This is a genomic window from Candidatus Pelagibacter sp. Uisw_113, assembly GCF_047717815.1.
GTDB lineage: Bacteria > Pseudomonadota > Alphaproteobacteria > Pelagibacterales > Pelagibacteraceae > Pelagibacter.
Genome location: NZ_CP159809.1, coordinates 24784 through 46377 on the forward strand (window position 1 = coordinate 24784; position 21594 = coordinate 46377).

A 21594-nucleotide genomic window follows, 5' to 3' on the forward strand; every position below is an offset into this window, starting at 1 on the left:
TTCAATAAAAATACAGGTTTGCATAAAAAAACTTATTATTGTGCTAAAATAACATGAGATATAGTTTTTTTTAGGTGTATAAATCGATTTAAATAATGAGTGAAAAATTACTTGTCCCAGATATTGGTGAATTTGAAAAAGTTGAGGTTATTGAACTTTTAGTAAAAGTTGGAGATAAAATAAACTTAAATGATTCTATTGTTACTATTGAGAGTGATAAATCTAGCGTTGAAATTCCATCAACAGTCACTGGTAAGGTAGAATCTGTAAATATTAAAGTGGGTGATAAAGTTTCTAAAGGGGATTTATTGTTAAGTGTTGAGTCTTCAAAAGAAAGCCCTTCAGAAAAGCCAATTCCTAAAGATACAGAAAGTATTATTAAACAAGCAGAATCAGTTTTAAATAATGAAAAAAAAGAAGAGGCTACTGAACAAAGCCCAGTTGTGGAAAAAAAACAAACAATAATTCAGGTTACAAATGACAATGATATTGATCCATTAGAAACTCAAGATTGGTTAGAGTCTTTATCTGCAGTTGTTGAAAAAGATGGAAATCAAAGAGCTCATTTTTTGATAAAAGAATTAATTAACAAAGCATATCGAGAAGGTGCAAATATTCCTTATACACAGCACACTCCTTACATTAATACAATCCCACCAGAGGCAGAAGTTAAGTCTAATGGAGATCAGAATATTGAAAGAAGAATTAGATCTTTAATTAGATGGAATGCAGCAGCCATGGTTGTTAGAGCAAATAAAAAATTTCCTGAATTAGGTGGCCATATAGGTACTTTTGCATCAGCAGCAACACTTTATGATGTAGGAATGAATCATTTTTGGAGAGCTAAGAATAATAAATTTGGTGGTGATTTAGTTTATTTTCAAGGTCACAGTGCACCAGGCGTTTATGCTAGAGCATTTCTAGAAGGTAGATTAAATGAAAAACAATTAGATAGTTTTAGACAAGAAGTAAAACCAGGTGGACTTTCTTCATATCCACATCCTTGGTTGATGCCAAAGTTTTGGCAGTTTCCAACTGTATCAATGGGACTAGGGCCTATGCTTGCAATTTATCAGGCGAGATACATGAAATATTTAATTAACAGAGGATTAATTAAAGATGAAGGTAGAAAAGTTTGGGCATTTCTTGGTGATGGAGAAATGGATGAACCCGAATCTTTAGGTGCAATAGGATTAGCAGCTAGGGAAAAACTGGATAACTTAATATTTGTTGTAAACTGCAATCTTCAAAGATTAGATGGACCTGTCAGAGGTAATGGAAAAATTATTCAAGAGCTAGAAGGAAGTTTTAGAGGAGCTGGTTGGAATGTAATTAAAGTAATTTGGGGTTCTTACTGGGACTCATTGATTGCTAATGATAAAACAGGTCACTTAGTTAAAACTATGAATGAAACTGTTGATGGTGAATACCAAGCAATGAAAGCTAGAGATGGAGCTTATGTTAGAGAAAAATTTTTTGGTAAATACCCAGAGACTCAAGAGTTAGTTTCTAGTTTATCAGATAAAGATATTTGGAGATTAAATAGAGGTGGTCATGATCCTCATAAAGTTTATGCAGCATACGAACGGGCATCAAAAAACCAAGGTAGCCCAACGGTTATAATCGCTAAAACCATTAAGGGTTATGGTATGGGAAAAACAGGTGAAAGTGTTAACACTACTCATCAAACTAAAAAATTAGATGTAGATGATTTGCTATATTATAGAGATCGTTTTGATGTCCCATTAACAGATGAACAAGTAAAAAATGTTGAGTATTTCAAGCCTGATGAAAAATCATTAGAGATTAAGTATATTAAAGAAAAGAGAATGAGACTTGGTGGTTTCTTACCTGAAAGAACAACATATTCAAAACCTATTAAAGCACCAGCAAAAGATATTTTCGATTTTATGAAAGTATCAACGGGTGAAAAAGAAATGTCTACAACCATGGCATTAGTTAGAATGTTTACAAATTTATTAAGAGACAAAAATATTTCACCCAGATTAGTTCCAATTATTCCTGATGAAGCAAGAACTTTTGGTATGGAAGGATTTTTTCAAAAAATAGGAATATATGCACACGAAGGTCAAAAGTATGAACCAGAAGATTCTGCTCAGTTAAGTTCTTACAGAGAAGAGAAAACTGGACAGGTTCTAGAAGAAGGAATTAATGAAGCTGGAGCAATGTCGTCATGGATTGCTGCTGCAACTTCCTACACTAATCATGATATTGAAATGATACCAATTTATATTTTTTATTCTATGTTTGGTTTTCAAAGAATAGGTGACCTTGCATGGGCAGGTGGAGATAGTCAAGCTAGAGGATTTTTAATTGGAGCAACAGCTGGAAGAACTACTTTAGCTGGTGAAGGACTACAACACCAGGATGGACACAGTCACTTGATAGCCTCAACAATACCAAATTGTGTGACATACGACCCAACTTTTCATTATGAGCTAGCTGTTATTTTTAGAGAAGGTTTGAGAAGAATGCATGAAAAAAATGAGAATGTTTTTTACTATATCACAACCATGAATGAAAATTATTCACATCCTAGCATACCAAAAGATAAGAATTGTGAAGAAGGAATTCTTAAAGGAATGTATAAAATTAAAGAGCTCAGCAAATATAAAAAAACTAAAATTCAACTTTTAGGTTCAGGCACAATATTGAGAGAAATGATGGCTGCAGCAGAAATCCTTCAAAATGAATATCAGATAGACAGTGAAATCTGGAGTGTCACTAGTTTTAACGAGTTGAGAAAAGATGGTATGGAAGTTGAGAGGTATAATCTTTTAAATCCTGATAAAGAACAAAAGGTTTCATTTGTAGAGCAGTGTTTAGGAAAAACCGAAGGACCAATCTTGGCAGCTTCAGATTATATGAGAATGAATTCTGATCAAATCAGACCTTATACTAATAAAAGTTTTTATTCTTTAGGTACAGATGGTTATGGAAGAAGCGACACTAGAAAAAACCTTAGAAATTTTTTTGAAGTTGATAAAGAACATATTGTTACTTATGGACTTAGCGTACTAGCAAAAGAGCAACTAATAGCCTCAAAATATGCTAAAGAAGCCATAAAGAAGTATAATATTGATGGCAGCAAACCAATGCCAACAAAACTATAAGATGTCAGATAAAGAGATTAAAGTACCAAATATTGGCGAATTTAAAGACGTTGAGGTAATCGAAGTATTAGTTTCAAATGGTCAGTCAGTATCTAAAAATGATCCACTTATTACAATTGAGAGTGATAAATCTAGTGTTGAAATACCAGCTTCTTTTGACGGAAAGGTTAAGTCTGTTAAAATTAAAGTAGGTGATAGGGTTTCAGAAGGTGATTTGATATTAACTGTAGAGCAATCTGGAGAAGAAGAAAAGAGTATAGAGCAAAAAACTATTAAAGAAGCAAAACCAGTTACAAATCAAAATCAAGAAGAAAAAATTGAAAAAGTTATACAAACACAAAATTTAATAAAAAAAGACAATTCAGAAGCTTCATCTGCAAGCCCAAAAGTACGTAAATTTGCTCGAGAGCTTGGAGTTAATATTAATGAGATAGTTGGCAGTGAAAGACAAGGAAGAATTGTAGAAGATGATGTAAAAAATTTTATATCCTCTAAAATTAATAAAACTTTAGATAAGACTGAAGCTCAACCTAAAAAAATTGTTAGTGAATTTTCCCATTCTGATTTTGGAGAAATTGAAGTTAAAGATATGCCTAGGGTTAAAAAATTAGCCTCTACGTATTTAGTTAATTCTTGGACTACAATACCTCATGTAACAAATCATGATGAAGCAGATATAACTGAAATGGAAGATTTTAGAACTTCACTTACTGATATATACACAGGTGAAAGAAAAAAAATTACTCCCTTAGCTTTTATTGTTAAAGCTTTAGTTGCATCTTTAAAAAAGTTTCCTAGTTTCAACTCATCAATAGATGATATTGAAAATGGAAAAATAACAATGAAAAATTATTTTCATGTTGGAATTGCAGTTGATACTCCTCATGGTTTGATGGTGCCAAAAATTAGAAATGCTGACAATAAAAGTATTTCATATATTAGCAATGAATTGAAAACAGTAAGCGACCAATGTAGAAATTTAAAAATAGATAAGAAAGAATTCTTTGGAGGATCCATGACCATTACAAGCCTTGGAGGAATTGGAGGTTCATTTTTTACACCAATAATAAATTATCCTGAAGTTGCTATACTAGGAGTGGGTAAAGCACAAAAAAAACAAATTTTTTTTAATGGAAAATTTGAAACAAGAACAATGTTACCGCTTTCACTATCATATGATCATAGAATAATTGATGGAGCTGAAGCAGCTAGATTTAATAATGATCTAAAAGAAAATTTAGGCAAAAATTTTGCTTATAAATTAGCTGTATAAATTTTAATGTCAAAAACCTCATCATTATTTTGTGCATTACTTTGTACATTCATATGGGGAACAACTTTTATTGCTCAAGATACTGGAATGGACGACATTGGTCCTTTCACTTTTAATGCGGTTAGGTTTTTTGTAGGCTTTTTAGTAGTAGCCCCTTTAGCTTTTATTTTTGAAAGAAAAAATATCTCAAAATCAGTCCAAAGAAATCAAAAAGAATTTACCAACTTAGCTCTTTTAATAGGCCTATCTTTATTCTTAGGATCAGCACTTCAACAAGTGGCTTTACTCTATACAGATGTTGCTAATGCAGCGTTCTTTACTATTTTTTATGTACCAATGGTCCCGTTTATAATTTTTTTTATGTATAAAAAACCAATCCACTGGAGTATTTGGCCTTCTGTCCTTCTTTGTGTGATGGGAGGTTATTTGCTAACTAATTTTTACAGTGCAACGGTTAGAACTGGTGATGCGCTTATAATAATGGGTGCATTTTTCTGGAGCACACACATTATCTTTACTGGTAAAATTATAGAAAACTACAATCTTCCATTAACAATTGGTGCAATTCAAACTTTAATTGTCGCCTCTTTATCATTAATTATAGGGTTAATTTTTGAAGACTTTATTTGGTCTAATATTCTTAAAGAAAAATTTCAAATCTTATACGCTGGAGTTTTATCTGGAGGCCTTGCATTTGTTTTGCAAATATATGCACAAAAAAATATATCCCCTGCTCCATCAGCAATAATTTTTTCTTTAGAGGGTGTTTTTGCAACAATTGCTGCTTGGATTTTATTAGATCAAATTTTAGATATAAATAATCTATTTGGGTGTTTATTTATTTTATTTGGTGTTTTATTTTCACAATTAGCACCAATATTAAAAAAAAATTAATTATATATTATTATAAATAAAATTATTGAAATAATAATTCTATAAATTACAAAAATATTTAAAGAAAATTTGTTTATGTAGTCTAGAAAAAACTTAACTGTAAAATAAGAAAATAAAAAAGAAAGAGTAATTGATATTAGTATAAGATAGTTAAATTCAAAGTTTTGGCCAATAGCATTTTTTAATTGTAGTACACTTGCTCCAGCTATTGCAGGTATAGCTAATAAAAAAGAAATTTTGCTTGAATCAAATCTATTAAATCTAAAAAGCCTTGCAGCTGTTATTGTAATTCCTGCCCTACTAACACCTGGTATTAAAGCAAGTATTTGAAAAAAACCAATATATAGTATTGTTTTAAAATTTAGGTTGGAGGATATTTTTTTATCAAATTTACTTTTGTCTGCGAGATATAAAATAATTCCAAAAATTAATGTCGTCCAAGCAATTATCTTTAAATTATTTTCTAATAGGTTAATTAGACCTGTGGAGCTGAGTATGTACCCAGCTATTACAATTGGTATAGAGCCAATAATTAATAAAGATAATAATTTTTGATTATTTCTAAGGTCTAGTAGTTCTCTTCTAAAATAAAAGATTATTGCTAGTAAAGAGCCAAGATGAAGACTAACGTCAATCATTAGTGAGTTAGAATTAAACTCAAAGATTATTTCAACAATGTTTAAATGAGCCGATGAACTGATCGGCAAAAATTCTGATATGCCCTGAACTATTGATAGGATTATAATTTCAATAATATTTGAGAACATTTAAAGCTTCGTAGCTTAAATATTCGATGATTTAAACAATTCCATTTGAACATATTAGATATGCAAAAATTAAAATACAAAGAATTAACAGTATTTATTGTAAATTTAAGGTCATATATATTGACCTTATTTGTCTTTTATTACACAAAACCTTATTATATGCTCAGTTTATTAAAGGGTATATATGTCAGAAAAAATGCTTAAATTTGTTAAGATAGGTCAACAAACTCCACCTAAAAGAGAAGTTGGTAATAGAAAAGAAGATTTTAACGAAATTTACAAAGAATTTATCAACAATAAAGCAAGCGAACAATCTAGCAGATGCTCTCAATGTGGAGTTCCTTTTTGCCAGGTACATTGTCCATTAAGTAACAATATTCCAGATTGGCTGAAATTAACTGCAGAGGGACGATTAAAAGAAGCTTACGAATTATCTCAAAGCACTAACAATATGCCAGAGGTGTGTGGAAGAATATGTCCACAAGATAGATTGTGTGAAGGAAACTGTGTAATCGAACAATCAGGACATGGAACTGTAACTATAGGTTCAGTTGAGAAGTATATTACTGATAATGCTTGGGAACAAGGATGGGTAAATCCAATAAAAGTTAAAAATGAAAAGAGTCAAAGTATTGGAATTATAGGTGCTGGTCCAGCTGGTCTAGCTGCTGCAGAGCAGTTACGCAAGTCAGGTTATCAAATTACAGTATATGATCGATATGATAGAGCTGGTGGTTTAATGATTTATGGGATCCCAAATTTTAAGTTAGAAAAATTTGTTGTAGAAAGAAGAACAAAATTACTTGAAGAGGGTGGAATTAAGTTTGTTCAAAATTTTGAAGTTGGAAAAGATGCTACATTAGAGCAGTTAAGAAAAAGACATGATGCTCTTTTAATTGCAACCGGAGTTTATAAAGCTCGAGAAATAGATCTACCAGGAAAAGATTTAGGAAATATATTTCCAGCCATGGAGTTTTTAACAGCTTCAAATAAAAAAGGATTAGGAGACAAGGTAGAGCTTTTTGATAATGGAACTTTAAATGCTGAAGGAAAAAATATTGTTGTGATTGGAGGAGGTGACACTGCAATGGATTGTGTTAGGACTTCAATTAGACAAAAAGCAAAATCAGTTAAATGCCTTTACAGAAGAGACAAAGAAAATATGCCTGGATCTGCTAGAGAGGTAGCTAATGCAGAGGAAGAAGGAGTAGAGTTCGTATGGCTATCTAGTCCCAAAGAATTTATAGGAACAAATAAAGTTGAAGGTTTGATGGTGGATAAAATCAAACTTGGTGAACCTGATGATAGTGGTAGACGTAAACCTGAAATTCAGAACAATTCTCACTTTAATATTAAAGCAGATATAGTAATTAAGGCTCTTGGATTTGATCCAGAAAATTTACCAAAACTATTTGGCTCTGAGGATTTACAAGTTACTAAATGGGGAACATTAAAAACTAATTTTGATACAATGGAGACAAATTTACTGGGTGTCTTTGCAGCAGGAGATATTATTAGAGGTGCATCTTTAGTTGTCTGGGCCATAAAAGATGGAAGAGACGTAGCAGTATCAATAAAAAATTTTTTAGAGATCAAAGAACTTAGTAAAGAGAAGGTTGCTTAATGAAAAATTATAAAAAAAATCTTAAAATTCTTGAAGACGGTCATGTTTATTCAAAAGAAATGGAGCATGATGCTTGTGGAGTAGGGTTGATTGCTTCTACAGAGGGCAAAAAGTCAAGGAAAGTAGTTGAATATGGAATTAATGCCTTAAAAGCAGTTTGGCATAGAGGAGCTGTTGATGCTGATGGAAAAACAGGTGATGGAGCTGGAATCCATTTAGAAATTCCTTCAGATTTCTTTGCTGAAAAAATAGAAATCACAGGTCACGACCATGATGGTTCAGAAATTTGTGTGGGTATGATTTTTTTACCTAGAAATAATTATCAAGCACAAGAAAATGCAAGAACTTTAGTAGAAAGTGAATTAACAAAAAGTAATTTTAGTATTTATGGATGGAGACAGGTTCCAGTAAATCCAAAAGTTTTAGGTGAAAAAGCGAATCTTACGAGACCAGAAATTACTCAAGTACTATTCAAACATAATAATAAAGATTTAACAGAAAAAGAGTTAGAAAGAAAAATTTATGAATCTAGAAGAAAAATTGAAAAAGAAGCTATTAAAAATGCGATAGAAGGTTTTTATATTTGTTCACTAAGTTCTAAGTCAGTTATTTATAAGGGAATGTTTTTAGCAGAGTCTATTGCAGATTTTTATTTAGATTTAAAAGATGAGAGGTTTATATCTCGATTTGCAATATTTCATCAAAGGTTTTCAACAAACACAGCACCAAGCTGGGACCTGGCACAACCTTTTAGAGCATTAGCTCATAATGGAGAAATAAATACACTAAAGGGAAATAAAAACTGGATGAAAGTTCATGAGCAAGAAATGGACAGCCCTTTATTTGATGATATGAAAAATTTAAAACCAGTTATACAACCAGGATCATCAGACTCTGCTGCACTAGATAGTGTTTTTGAACTTTTAAATATTTCTGGCCAATCAGCACCACTTGCAAAATTAATGTTAATTCCAGATGCCTGGTCTAAAAAAAGTCAAACATTATCAAAAGATCATCAACAACTATTTAATTTTTTAAACAGCACTATGGAGCCATGGGATGGACCAGCCGCTATTGCAGCTACTGATAATGAATGGGCTATAGTAGCTGCTGATAGAAATGGGTTACGCCCAATGAGATATACTATTTCAAAAGATAAAATATTGTGTGCGGGATCAGAAACGGGAATGGTTGAAATTGATGAGAAGCAAATTCTTAAAAAAGGTAGATTAGGACCTGGAGAAATTCTTGGAGTTAGAATAGCCAAAGGTAAAGTATTTTCTAATGTTGAAATAAAAGATTATTTGGCAAAAGAGTTTAAACATTTTAACAATCAGATAATTGATTTAGAAAAAAAATTTCCAATAAAAAATGAAAAATCTACTTTTTCAGGTGATGAGCTAAAAAAAAGACAACATACATTTGGTTATAGTTTAGAGGATTTAGAGCTTATTCTTCACCCCATGGCAGAAGATGCAAAAGAGGCAATTGGATCTATGGGTGATGACACTCCACTTGCAGTGTTATCTGACCGTTATAGGCCGCTTTATCACTTCTTTAGACAAAATTTTAGTCAAGTTACAAACCCACCAATTGATTCTTTAAGAGAAAACAAGGTTATGAGTTTAAAAACTCGTTTTGGTAACCTTGGAAATATTTTAGATTTTAGTAATTTAACAGAAGAAAATATATATGTTTTAGATAGTCCTATTTTATCAAACTCTCAGTTAGAAAAATTCATTAATTTTTTTGGTCAAAAATCGATAACTATTGACTGTACTTTTGATAAAAGTGAAAATCTTGAAACCTCTATTGAGAGAATTAAAAAAGATTCTGAAATTGCAGTTAGGCAGGGTCTTACTCAATTAGTCTTAAGTGATAAAAATACTTCTGAAGAAAAATTGCCCATTCCAATGCTATTAAGCGTTGGTGCAATAAATACACATCTCATTAAAAAAAAACTAAGAGGCTATGCTTCAATTAATGCCCAAACTGGGGAAGCATTAGATACACATTCATTTGCAACACTCATAGGTGTTGGAGCTACAACAGTTAATCCTTATTTGGCATTGGATAGCTTATACCAGAGATTTGAAAAGAAATTATTTGGAAAGTTTGGGTACGATGAGTGCATAGAGAGATATGTACAGTCAGTAAATTATGGTCTTTTGAAAATAATGTCAAAAATGGGAATTTCAGTCATAAGTTCTTATAGAGGTGGATGTAATTTTGAAACAGTTGGCTTAAGTAGAACAGTAGCATCAGAATATTTTCCAGGAATTTTATCAAAAATTTCAGGCATAGGTTTAAATGGAATAGAAAAAAAATTAAGAATTATTCACAAAGAAGCATTTGAAGGTACGGATACAGTTTTACCAATTGGTGGAATTTATAGGTACAGAAAAAATGGTGAAACACATCAATATCAAGGTAAGCTTATTCATCTTTTGCAGAGTGCCGTTTCTTCAAATTCTTTTGACGCTTATAAAAAATACACAAAAGGTATTTATAATCTTCCACCTATACATCTTAGAGATCTAATTGGATTTAGAGAAAAAAATTTAAATCCTTCTATAGATATTACAGAAGTAGAACCAATTGAAAATATTTTAACAAGATTTGGAAGTGGAAGTATGTCTCATGGTGCATTATCGAAAGAAGCACACGAAACTTTAGCTATAGGAATGAATAGAATTAAAGGAGCCTCTTGTAGTGGTGAAGGTGGTGAAGATGAGAAAAGATTTACTAAGATGAAAAATGGAGATAGTGCTAATTCTAGAGTTAAACAAATAGCTTCAGCAAGATTTGGAGTAACACTTAAATACCTTAATAACTGTAATGAAATAGAGATTAAAATTGCACAAGGAGCAAAACCTGGTGAAGGCGGCCAGTTACCTGGATTTAAAGTTACAGAAGAAATTGCAAAATTAAGACATTCAACACCAGGTGTAACCTTAATATCACCACCACCCCACCATGATATTTATTCTATCGAGGATCTAGCTCAGTTGATTTATGATCTTAAACAAGCAAATCCAAAAGCAAGAGTTGGCGTAAAATTAGTAGCATCATCAGGCATAGGAACAATTGCAGCTGGTGTAGCTAAAGCTAAAGCAGATATAATTTTAATTTCTGGACATAATGGAGGAACAGGAGCAACACCGCAAACAAGTGTTAAATATGTTGGGATACCTTGGGAGATGGGTTTAACTGAAGCTAATCAAGTTTTAACTTTAAATAATTTGAGACATAAAGTTACCCTAAGAACAGATGGTGGAATTAAAACAGGAAGAGATGTTGTTATTGCAGCAATGATGGGGGCAGAAGAATATGGTGTAGCAACCACAGCTTTAGTGGCTATGGGATGTATAATGGTTAGACAGTGTCATTCAAATACTTGTCCAGTTGGAGTTTGTACTCAAGATGAAAAATTAAGAGAAAAATTTTCTGGTACACCAGAAAAAGTAGTTAACTTATTTAAATTCATAGCTGAGGAAGTGAGAGAAATTTTAGCACAGATAGGATTTAAATCATTGAATGAAATAATTGGTAGGACTGATTTATTAAGACAGGTAAGCAAAGCTTCACCAAACTTAGATGATTTAGATCTAAATCCTTTATTTGTTCAAACAGATGCTGGAGAAAATACAAGATACTGTACAGTTCCAGAAATAAATTCTGTTCCGGATACTTTAGATCAAGAAATTTTACCTGAAATTAAAGAACAAATTGGAAAAGTAAAAATTATTGAAAAAGAATATATTATTAAAAATACTCATAGGACTGTTGGTACAAGAATTTCTAATTATCTTTATGAAAAATATGGATCTGAAAAACTAGAAGATGACTTCTTATCTTTAAAATTTAAAGGATCAGCAGGGCAATCATTTGGAGCATTTGGAATCAAAGGTTTAAAACTTATTTTAAAAGGTGACGCTAATGATTATGTTGGTAAGGGTTTGTCAGGAGCAACAGTGGTAGTTAAACTTCCAGATGAAAGTAATTTAGTTTCACATGAGAATACCATAATAGGAAATACAGTTTTGTATGGAGCAACATCTGGAAAACTTTTTGCAGCAGGTCAAGCTGGAGAAAGGTATGCTGTAAGAAATTCAGGATCAATTTCAGTTATTGAAGGCTGTGATTCTAATGCTTGTGAATATATGACCGGTGGTACAGTTGTAGTTTTGGGTGATGTAGGGGATAATTTTGGAGCTGGAATGACAGGTGGAATGGCGTTTATTTACGATATAAATAAGAAATTCGACAAAAAAGTAAACCCAGAAACTGTAGTGTGGCAAACACCAGAAACAGACCATTGGATAGCTTATTTAAAAAATTTAGTAAAAGAGCATCACCAGGAGACAAATTCAGATTTTTCTAAAAAGATAATAGAAAATTTTGATAAGGAAATTTCTAATTTTATTCAAGTTTGTCCAAAAGAGATGATTGATAAGTTAAAAAACCCAATAAGTTTAAGATCTATTATAAAAGAAGTTAGTTAAAATGAAGGATATAAATATTTTTTGTTTTGGTTTTGGCCAAGTAGCAAAAAACTTTATAAAGAAGCTTAATACTGAGCAATATAATATTAACTTATCAGCAACTTCTAGGAGTAAGTCTTCAAAAAAAATATTCAATAGTATTAATTATAATAGCTACCTATTTAATAGTGAAAAATTTGATAAAAATTTAGTTATAAAATTAAAAGAAGCAGATCATATTTTAGTTTCTATACCACCAGAAAATCAAGAAGATCTAGTTGTAAAAAATTTTTCTAAATTTATAGAAAACTCCAAAGTAAAATGGATAACCTACTTATCGGCCACTAGTATTTATGGGGATCACAAGGGAGAATGGGTTAATGAAAATAGCAAAACAAACCCAATCTCAACTAATGGTATTGCAAGATTAAAAGCTGAAAATGCATGGGTTTCTTTGGAAAAAAATAACAAAATACCGATTCAGATATTCAGGTTATCTGGCATTTATTCTAATGAAAAAAATATTTTAATACGTCTAAAATCAGGAGATGTGAAATTGATCAATAAAAAAAATCATTATTTTTCTAGAATTCATGTGGATGATATTTCAAACATATTATTTAAATCTTTATCAAAATTTAAGTCAGGAGAAATATATAATTTATCTGATGATAAACCCTCCACATCTGAAGATGTTACTTTATTTGGAGCAAAAATGTTAAATATTGAAAATATTGAAAAAATTGAAGTTGACCAAATTAAAAGTGAAATGTTGAAAAATTTTTATAATGAGTCTAAAAAAGTTAGCAACAAAAAGATGAAAAGTTATTTTAACTATAATTTAAAATTTCCAAGCTACATTGAGGGACTAAACTATATTAGAAGTAATTTTATTTAGTTCTAAGAGTATTCTCTTTAGGCCCTGTTTGCTTGATAAACTGTGATCACCATTTTTTATTATTACTAATTTTTTATTAGCTTTAGTAAATAGCTTAAGAACTTTTCTGGAATAACTTGTCGGAACAACTTTATCTTTACTTCCGTGAATCATAGTTACTTTGATGTTGGATTTAATTTTTTTATTTAAGATTTTATTTTTTCTACCATCTTTTATTAATTGATAGGTGATTGGATACTCATAATTACCATGTTTTAAATTATAAATTCCTTTCTTTATAGTTCTGTTTTTCATTTTTTTTGAGAATTTTTTCCACATTAAGTTTTCTAAAAACTCTGGAGCCGAACCAATTCCTAAAAAACCTTTAATTTGATTTTTAAAATATTTAAATTGATTTAATGAGAGCCATGCACCCATACTCGAACCAACTAAGATAAATTTATTTTTTTTAACTATTTTTTTAATTACAGTTTCAACTTCTTTTGACCATTGAGTGATATTTCCCTTGGTAAATTTTCCTGAGGACTTTCCATGACCAGAATATTCGAGAGCAAGAAAGCCAAGTTTATTTTTTTTAGCAAATTTTAATATAGTCTGAGGTTTTTCACCCTCAATACTTGACATAAAACCATGTAAAAAAACAATATAGAGTTTATCTTTATATTCTTTACTTAAGTATCTTATTTTCTTGTTATTAAGGACCCTAATGTATTTAAAATTATTCATATGAGTTTATTAGAATTAATTCTTAATATATAGTTCTATCAAATGTCTTCAGAATTAAAAGTATTGCAAGTAATTCCTAAGCTTGGATATGGGGGTGCAGAAACAGGCTGTTACGATCTTGCACACTATTTACCAGAAAATAATTGCAGTTCTTATATCGTAACTAGTGGAGGAGAATTATTGAAATTTATTGATAGAAAAAAAGTAAAAGTAATAAAACTTCCCGTCCATAGTAAAAATCCATTTTTAATGCTCTTTAATTCAATAGCTTTGATTTTTATTATTTTACTAAATAATATATCTATTGTTCATGCAAGAAGTCGTGCTCCAGCTTGGTCATGTTTGCTTGCAACAAAAATTACTAGAAGAAAGTTTGTTACCACCTTTCATGGTACTTATAATTTTAAAAATTCATTTAAAAAATTTTATAATTCAGTAATGGTTAGATCAGATTTAATAATAGCTGGATCAAATTTTATTTTTTCACATATTGATCAAAATTATTCAAAATATTTAGGTTTAAAAAAAAAATTCTTAGTAATTTTTAGGGGTATTAATATCGATTATTTTGATTCATCAACAACTTTAGATAGTGAGGAGAACAGACTTATTTCAGATTGGGAAATTAATAAAAATAAAAAAATAATCCTAATGCCAGGCCGGTTAACTACCTGGAAAGGACAAGAGACATTTATTGAAGCATTAAATCTTGTTAATCAAGAACTAGGATATGATTCTTTTAATGCTGTTATTTTGGGTGGCGATCAAGGAAGAAATATTTATACAAAAAAAATTAAAAGATTGGCTGAGCAATATAGGTTAACTAGTCAGTTAAAATTTATAGAACATTGTAAAAATATGCCACTAGCCTATAAAATATCAGACATTGTTGTTTCGGCCTCCGAAGAGCCAGAAGCTTTTGGAAGAGTGGCAGTTGAAGCTCAATCAATGGAAAGACCAATAATAGCAAGTGATATTGGAGGATCCAATGAAACTATTGTTGATAATGTCACTGGTTTTTTATTTCAGTCTGGTAATGCAGAAGCTTTAAGTAAAAAAATAGTAGAAGTCTTACAATTAGACGAATCTAGATTGAAATCTATTGGCATAGAAGGTAGAAAAAATATAATTAAGAAATTTAATGTTGAAAAAATGTGTTTTTCTACATATTCAGAATACAAAAAATTATTGAACTAAATGCCATTAATAACATTACCAGATGGAGACACTATTGAATTTCCCAATAAAGTAACAGGACTTGAAGTTGCTGAAAAGATTAGTAAATCTCTATCAAAGCAGGCAACTATTATTAGTGTAAATGAAGAACTTAAAGATTTAAGTTTTGTTATAGATGAAGATTGCTCAGTCAAAATTTTTACTTCAAAAGATAAAGAAGGTTTAGAAACTATCCGTCATGATACGGCCCATATAACTGCAATGGCAGTTCAAGAACTCTTTCCAGGAACACAAGTAACTATTGGTCCAATTATAGAAAATGGATTCTATTATGATTTTTCAAGAAAGGAACCCTTTACAGAGGATGATTTAAATAAAATTGAAAATAAAATGAAAGAAATTGTTGATAGAGACGTGTTAACTACAAGAGAAGTTTGGAAAAGAGATAAGGCTATATCTCATTTCAAAGATAAAGGAGAAGTGTACAAGGCTGAGATTATTGAAAGTATTCCACAAGGTGAAGATGTTTCCATATATTTTCATGGAGACTGGTATGATTTATGTAGAGGCCCCCATCTGTCTTCAACAGGAAAAATTGGTAAATACTTTAAGTTAACAAAAGTATCAGGAGCTTATTGGAGAGGCAACTCAAATAATGAAATGCTGCAAAGAATTTATGGAACAAGTTGGGCATCACAAAAAGATTTAGATGAATATCTAAAAAGAATAGAAGAAGCAGAAAAAAGAGATCATAGAAAACTTGGAAAAGAAATGGATTTATTTCACTTTAGAGAAGAAAGTCCAGGATCTGTATTTTGGCATGAAAAAGGTTGGAAGTTATTTCAAAAATTAGTTGCATACATGAGAGCTAGACAAGAAAAAGCTGGCTATAAAGAAGTAAATACTCCTGAAATTTTAGATAGATCTTTATGGGAAAAATCTGGCCATTGGGAAAAATATGGAGAGCACATGTATACCTCCCAAACACCAGATGAGAAAATATTTGCAATAAAGCCAATGAATTGTCCAGGTCATATACAGGTTTTTAATCAAGGTTTAAAAAGTTATCGAGATCTTCCTTTAAGAATTTCAGAATTTGGAAAAGTGCATAGGTATGAACCTTCAGGTGCCCTACATGGACTGTTAAGAGTTAGAGCCTTTACTCAAGATGATGCTCATATTTTTTGCACAGAAGATCAGATTACATCAGAGTGTTTGATTGTTACAAATTTGATTTTAGATATTTATAAAGATCTTGGATTTGAAGATGTAATATTAAAATATTCAGATAGACCAGATTTAAGAGTTGGTGATGATAATGTTTGGGACAAAGCTGAAAAAGCTTTGTTAGATGCGGTTAAAGCTTCAAAGCTTGAATACACAATTAATAAAGGAGAAGGAGCATTCTATGGTCCAAAAATTGAATTTGTTTTAAGAGATGCCATTGGTAGAGATTGGCAATGTGGAACTCTACAAGTAGATCTTAATTTACCAGGAAGATTAGATGCTTCTTTTGTTGATAAAGATGGAACTAAAAAAATTCCAGTAATGCTTCATAGAGCATTATTTGGGTCATTAGAAAGATTTATTGGAATTCTTATAGAAAACTACGCAGGTAAATTTCCATTTTGGATAGCTCCTTTACAAGCTGTTGTAATTCCAATTTCAGAAGAGTTTGATTTTTATGCAAAAGAAGTAAATGAAAAGATTAATAATGTAGGCATAAGCTCTGAGGTAGATTTAAAAAACCACAACCTGAATTATAAAATTAGAGAACATTCATTATCAAAAATACCACTTTTATTAATTTGTGGAAAAAAAGAAGTTGACAGTAACTCAGTAACGATTAGAAGATTAGATACTAACAAACAAGAAAATATGGAATTAAACTTATTCTTAGAAACTTTCTCAGCTTTAAACAAAGCACCCTCAAACTAAGTGGCAGATTTTAAAAAAAATTATTTTCAAAGAAGAACTAAAGATAAAGGTCCAAGATCTAACAATAGAATTTCTTCACCTGAGGTCCAAGTAATTGGAAGTGATGGTGAAAATATAGGAATCATAAATACAAATGAAGCTATATCAATGGCTAAAGAGCAAGGATTGGATTTAATTGAAATAGCTCCAAACGCAAAACCACCTGTATGTAAAATTATTGATATGGGTAAATTTAAATATGATGCTCAAAAAAAAGCAAATGTTGCTAAAAAGAAACAAAAAATTGTTTTATTAAAAGAAATCAAAATGAGACCAGTTACAGAAACTCATGATTATGATTTTAAGGTTAAAAATGCTAAAAAATTCATTGGAAAAGGTGATAAGGTAAAATTTACAATACGATTTAAGGGCAGAGAGCTACAGCACTCACACTTAGGTAGAGAATTGATGGATAAAATAAAAGCTGATATGCAAGATATTGGCAAAGTTGAATTGCACCCAAAGTTTGATGGGAAGCAAATGATCATGGTTATTCAGCCTTTATAAGGCTTAATAGAGGTTGTAAATCCATTCCAATATTTGTATAAGTCCGCAGAATTATGCCAAAATTAAAAACTAAAAGTTCAGCAAAGAAGAGATTTAAAATCTCAGCTACAGGGAAAGTTATGATGGCTCAAGCTGGAAAGAGACATGGCATGATAAAAAGAACAAATTCACAAATTAGAAAATTAAGAGGCACGACTGCTATGTCAAAACAAGATGGCAAAATAGTTAAATCATACATGCCTTACAGTTTAAGAGGATAAAATGGCTAGAGTAAAAAGAGGTGTAACAAGTCACGCTAAACATAAAAAAGTTTTAAAAGCTGTCAAAGGTCAATGGGGCAGAAGAAAAAATACTATAAGAGTTGCAAAGCAAGCCATGGAAAAAGCTATGCAATATGCTTACAGAGACCGTAGAACTAAGAAAAGAGAATTCAAATCTTTATGGATACAAAGGATTAATGCAGGTGTTAGATCAGAAGGATTAACTTATTCTAAGTTTATTAATGGCTTAACTAAATGTGGAATTAAGTTAGATAGAAAAATACTAGCTGAAATAGCATACGATAGCCCAGAAGCCTTTAAAACGATCGTTCAAAAAGCTCAATCGGCACTAAATTAATCTTCACTATTGTTTTTCTTCGGTGAAGAAATAATCTCTCAATATGTCTGATATTAAAAAAATAAAAGATGAATTTCTTTTAAAATTAAAAGAAAATTTAGATTTAAATCAAGTTAATCAAATTAAAACAGAACTATTTGGTAAAACTGGGTTAATCAGCTCACAATTTAAACAGCTTGGAAAATTAGCAGAAGAAGAAAGAAAAAAATTTGCATCAGATTTAAACTTAGTCAAAAGTGAACTTGAAAATTTAATTACTACAAAAATTAACGATATTGAAAAAAAAGAAATTGACAAAAAGTTAGAAAAAGAAAAAATAGATATAACTTTACCAGAAAGACCTTTTGTTCAGGGAAAAATCCATCCTGTATCTCAAGTCATAGATGAAATTTCTTCAATTTTTTCAGAAATTGGTTTTAGTGTAGAAGAAGGACCAGATGTTGAAAATGAATATAATAATTTTACTGCATTGAATACGCCTGATAACCATCCTGCAAGAGATATGCATGATACTTTTTATCTAGATGATGCAAAAGAATTATTATTAAGAACACATACTTCTCCAGTTCAAATTAGAACAATGCTTAATGATAAACCACCTTTTAAAATAATAGCACCTGGCAGAACATATAGATCTGACAGTGATCAAACCCATACACCAATGTTTCATCAAGTTGAAGGTCTACATATTGATAAAAATATTAATATGGGGCACTTAAAAGGATGTTTAAATTATTTTATTAAAGAGTTTTTTGAAGTCGATAAAATTAAAATGAGATTTAGACCTAGTCATTTCCCATTTACAGAGCCATCTGCAGAAGTTGATATTGGTTATGAAATAAAAGATGGAAAAATAGTAATAGGGGAAGGTGATAAATGGCTAGAAGTTTTAGGCTGTGGAATGGTTCATCCCAATGTTTTAAAAAATGTTAAAGTAAATCCTGATGAATTCCAAGGTTATGCATTTGGAATAGGAATAGATAGGCTCGCAATGTTAAAATATGGTATTAATGATTTAAGAGCCTTTTTTGATTGTGACTATAGATGGCTAAATCATTTTGGATTTGATCCAATAGATGTCCCAACAAACTATAGGGGCTTAAGCCGATGAAGATTACAACAGCATGGCTTAAAGATCATTTAGATACCAAACTTAATGAAAGTCAGATTATTGATAAACTTACAGATATTGGTTTAGAAGTAGAGGGTGTTGATAGTCAATCAGGAGAGCTAGATGAATTTGTAATTGCCAAAATTCTGAAGGCTGAAAAGCATCCTGGTGCAGATAGGCTTAGAGTATGTGATGTTGATATAGGTTCAGGCGAACCAGTAAAAGTTGTTTGTGGAGCTCCAAATGCTAAAGAGGGTTTATTAACAATTTATGCTCCTCCTGGTGCTGTAGTTCCAAAAAGCCAAATGAAATTGGTGGTAAGCAAAATAAGAGGTGTAACCTCATATGGAATGCTTTGTTCAGAATCTGAACTTAATCTATCAAACATAAGTGATGGCATAACAGAGCTTTTACCAGAAAAATATAATAAAAAAGTAGGAGAAAATTATTTTCCAAAAAAAATTTTAAATGTAATTGATATTTCCATTACACCAAATAGAGCAGATTGTTTAGGTGTAAGAGGGATAGCAAGAGATTTAGCTGCTGCAGGTGCAGGAATATTTATAAATCAAAAAGAAAAAAAACTTGATAAAAAAAATAAACAAACAATTAGTGTAAAAATTGAAAATGAAAAAAATCAAGCATGTATATCCTTTGGTAGTTGTTTAATTAAAGGGGTAAAAAATACTGAAAGTCCAGAGTGGCTAAAAGACAAAATAATTTCTCTAGGCCAAAAACCTATTTCGGCAATAGTTGATATTACAAATTATGTAATGTTCGACTTGAATAGACCACTTCACGTATATGATGTTGATAAAATAGATAAAGGAATAGTTGTAAGAAATTCTAAAAAAGGTGAAACATTTGAAGCATTAGATAATAAGGAGTATAAATTAGAGGATGAGATGTGTGTCATATCAGATGCGTCAGGTGTATTAGGTCTTGGTGGTATAATAGGAGGCACAAAAACTGGAACTGAGCTAGATACAAAGAATGTATTAATTGAGTCCGCTTACTTTAGCCCACGATCAATCAGAAAATCATCTAAAATCTTAAATATAGACACAGATGCAAAATTTAGATTTGAAAGAGGTATTGACCCATTATCAATTGATCAAGGACTTGAAAGAGCAGCTAACCTAATACAAGAAATATGCGGTGGTGAAGTTAGTGAATTTGATATTCAAAAAATTGAAGATGTTAAAAAAAAATCATTAAAATTTGATCCTTCTTTGTTTGAAAAAATTACTGGATTTAATATCGATACAAAAGAAATGATCACAATCTTAGATAACCTAGGATTTGAAATTAAAGAAAACAAGGGATTGCTAGATGTCGTTATACCATCTTGGAGACCAGATATTTCACAAGAAGTTGATGTGGTAGAAGAACTTGTAAGAATTAAGGGTTATGATCAAATTAAAATTATTGAACCTGAAAAAGTTAGAAAAAAACAAACATTAAATTTAAAACAAAAATTATTTCATTTTTTACAAAGATCTATTGCTTCTAAGGGCTATTTTGAGGCTATAACATGGTCTTTTACTGATAGTAAAATTAATCAGCTATTCATTGAAAATAACAAAGAAATTAAAATAATTAACCCTATAAGTTCTGATTTGAACGTTTTGCGAAGTTCAATTTTTTCTAACCTAATTATCCATTTGAATAAGAATTTAGGAAGAGGATTTAAAGATTTATTATTTTTTGAAATAGGTCCAACTTTTTTAGGATCTGAGCCAGGTGAACAACAAACTGTAGCTACTGGATTAAGATCGGGAAAATTGGCTAGGCAGAGCTGGTTGGAAAAAGAAAGATTAGTAGATGTGTTTGACGTTAAAAGTGATGTCATCAAAAGTTTAGTTGAAGCAGGTTACAATAAAGACAAGCTTTATATTGATGATGAAACACCAAGCTATTATCACCCTGGAAAATCAGGAAGAATCTTTCTAAACAAAGGTAAAGAAAAAGTGGTAGCCTTCTTTGGTGACATTCACCCAGGTATATTAAAAAAATTAGATATTAAAGTTGAAGCATTAGTGGGGTTTGAAATATTTTTAGATAATTTAAAACAACCAAAAAAATCATTAAAAGATCAAAAAACCCAGTATAAATATTCAGATTTTCAAAAATCAGAAAGAGATTTTGCTTTTGTTTTAGATAAAAATTTTAAAGTTCAAGAATTAATGGAAACTATCTCTAATGTAGACAAAGAATTAATAAAATCTGTCAAAGTATTTGATGTTTATGAAGGAACCAATATTCCTGAAGGCAAAAAATCAATTGCATTAAATGTAATTATTCAATCTTTAGAGAAAACATTGACTGAAGATGATTTAAACAAAATTAACCAGCTTATTATTTCTGCTGTTGAATCCAAAACTGGTGCTAAGATTAGATCATAA

At 30.6% G+C, this 21594-nt stretch carries 15 protein-coding genes; 13 read left to right on the top strand and 2 right to left on the bottom strand.

The window, feature by feature from the left end:
- The first annotated feature begins 95 nt into the window (after positions 1–95).
- Genes aceE through ABXT39_RS00140 form a run of 3 tightly spaced genes read left to right on the top strand, consistent with a single transcriptional unit; the run spans position 96 to position 5301 of the window.
- Positions 96–3134, top strand: coding sequence for a pyruvate dehydrogenase (acetyl-transferring), homodimeric type (gene aceE, locus ABXT39_RS00130; RefSeq protein WP_415295101.1), 3039 nt, complete (start codon positions 96–98; stop codon positions 3132–3134).
- A 1-nt stretch (position 3135) separates the two neighbouring features.
- On the top strand, positions 3136–4407 hold the full coding sequence (locus ABXT39_RS00135) for a 2-oxo acid dehydrogenase subunit E2 (RefSeq protein WP_415295928.1): 1272 nt from the start codon (positions 3136–3138) through the stop codon (positions 4405–4407).
- Positions 4408–4413: 6 nt separating this feature from the next.
- The gene (locus ABXT39_RS00140; protein ID WP_415286495.1) at positions 4414–5301 is read left to right on the top strand and encodes a DMT family transporter; all 888 of its coding nucleotides are present in this window, start codon (positions 4414–4416) and stop codon (positions 5299–5301) included.
- Here ABXT39_RS00140 and ABXT39_RS00145 read toward each other — a convergent pair.
- Complete coding sequence (locus tag ABXT39_RS00145; protein WP_415295102.1) at positions 5298–6068, bottom strand: undecaprenyl-diphosphate phosphatase; 771 nt, start codon at positions 6066–6068, stop codon at positions 5298–5300. The two genes, ABXT39_RS00140 and ABXT39_RS00145, sit on opposite strands and share 4 nt — an antisense overlap.
- Before the next feature lie 184 nt (positions 6069–6252).
- Here ABXT39_RS00145 and ABXT39_RS00150 point away from each other — a divergent pair, with 184 nt between their 5' ends.
- The 3 genes from ABXT39_RS00150 to ABXT39_RS00160 are packed head-to-tail and all read left to right on the top strand — an operon-like array spanning position 6253 to position 13074.
- Entirely contained in the window at positions 6253–7692 is a 1440-nt protein-coding gene (locus ABXT39_RS00150; protein WP_415295104.1) for an NAD(P)-dependent oxidoreductase, read from the top strand.
- Positions 7692–12197, top strand: coding sequence for a glutamate synthase large subunit (gltB, locus tag ABXT39_RS00155; protein ID WP_415295105.1), 4506 nt, complete (start codon positions 7692–7694; stop codon positions 12195–12197). Before ABXT39_RS00150 ends, gltB begins: the two co-directional genes overlap by 1 nt.
- 1 nt (position 12198) lies before the next feature.
- Complete coding sequence (locus tag ABXT39_RS00160; RefSeq protein ID WP_415295106.1) at positions 12199–13074, top strand: NAD-dependent epimerase/dehydratase family protein; 876 nt, start codon at positions 12199–12201, stop codon at positions 13072–13074.
- Here the strand turns inward: ABXT39_RS00160 and ABXT39_RS00165 are convergent.
- Positions 13045–13800: an alpha/beta hydrolase gene (locus ABXT39_RS00165; RefSeq protein ID WP_415295108.1), complete on the bottom strand. Its 756-nt coding sequence runs from the start codon at positions 13798–13800 to the stop codon at positions 13045–13047. The genes ABXT39_RS00160 and ABXT39_RS00165 overlap by 30 nt on opposite strands.
- A gap of 42 nt (positions 13801–13842) precedes the next feature.
- On the opposite strand from ABXT39_RS00165, the gene ABXT39_RS00170 reads away from it, so the two are divergent.
- The 7 genes from ABXT39_RS00170 to pheT are packed head-to-tail and all read left to right on the top strand — an operon-like array spanning position 13843 to position 21594.
- The gene (locus ABXT39_RS00170; RefSeq protein WP_415295109.1) at positions 13843–14997 is read left to right on the top strand and encodes a glycosyltransferase family 4 protein; all 1155 of its coding nucleotides are present in this window, start codon (positions 13843–13845) and stop codon (positions 14995–14997) included.
- Entirely contained in the window at positions 14998–16914 is a 1917-nt protein-coding gene (gene thrS, locus ABXT39_RS00175) for a threonine--tRNA ligase (protein ID WP_415295111.1), read from the top strand.
- Positions 16915–17460, top strand: coding sequence for a translation initiation factor IF-3 (infC, locus tag ABXT39_RS00180; RefSeq protein WP_415295113.1), 546 nt, complete (start codon positions 16915–16917; stop codon positions 17458–17460).
- Positions 17461–17513: 53 nt separating this feature from the next.
- A complete protein-coding gene (gene rpmI, locus ABXT39_RS00185; RefSeq protein ID WP_006997462.1) occupies positions 17514–17720 on the top strand; it encodes a 50S ribosomal protein L35 in 207 nt (68 codons plus the stop codon).
- A 1-nt stretch (position 17721) separates the two neighbouring features.
- Positions 17722–18078 (top strand): 50S ribosomal protein L20, encoded by a 357-nt coding sequence (gene rplT / locus ABXT39_RS00190; RefSeq protein ID WP_168606836.1) that lies wholly within the window; start codon positions 17722–17724, stop codon positions 18076–18078.
- Positions 18079–18121: 43 nt separating this feature from the next.
- The gene (pheS, locus tag ABXT39_RS00195; protein ID WP_415295114.1) at positions 18122–19189 is read left to right on the top strand and encodes a phenylalanine--tRNA ligase subunit alpha; all 1068 of its coding nucleotides are present in this window, start codon (positions 18122–18124) and stop codon (positions 19187–19189) included.
- Complete coding sequence (gene pheT / locus ABXT39_RS00200; RefSeq protein WP_415295116.1) at positions 19186–21594, top strand: phenylalanine--tRNA ligase subunit beta; 2409 nt, start codon at positions 19186–19188, stop codon at positions 21592–21594. The genes pheS and pheT overlap by 4 nt, the downstream gene beginning before the upstream one ends.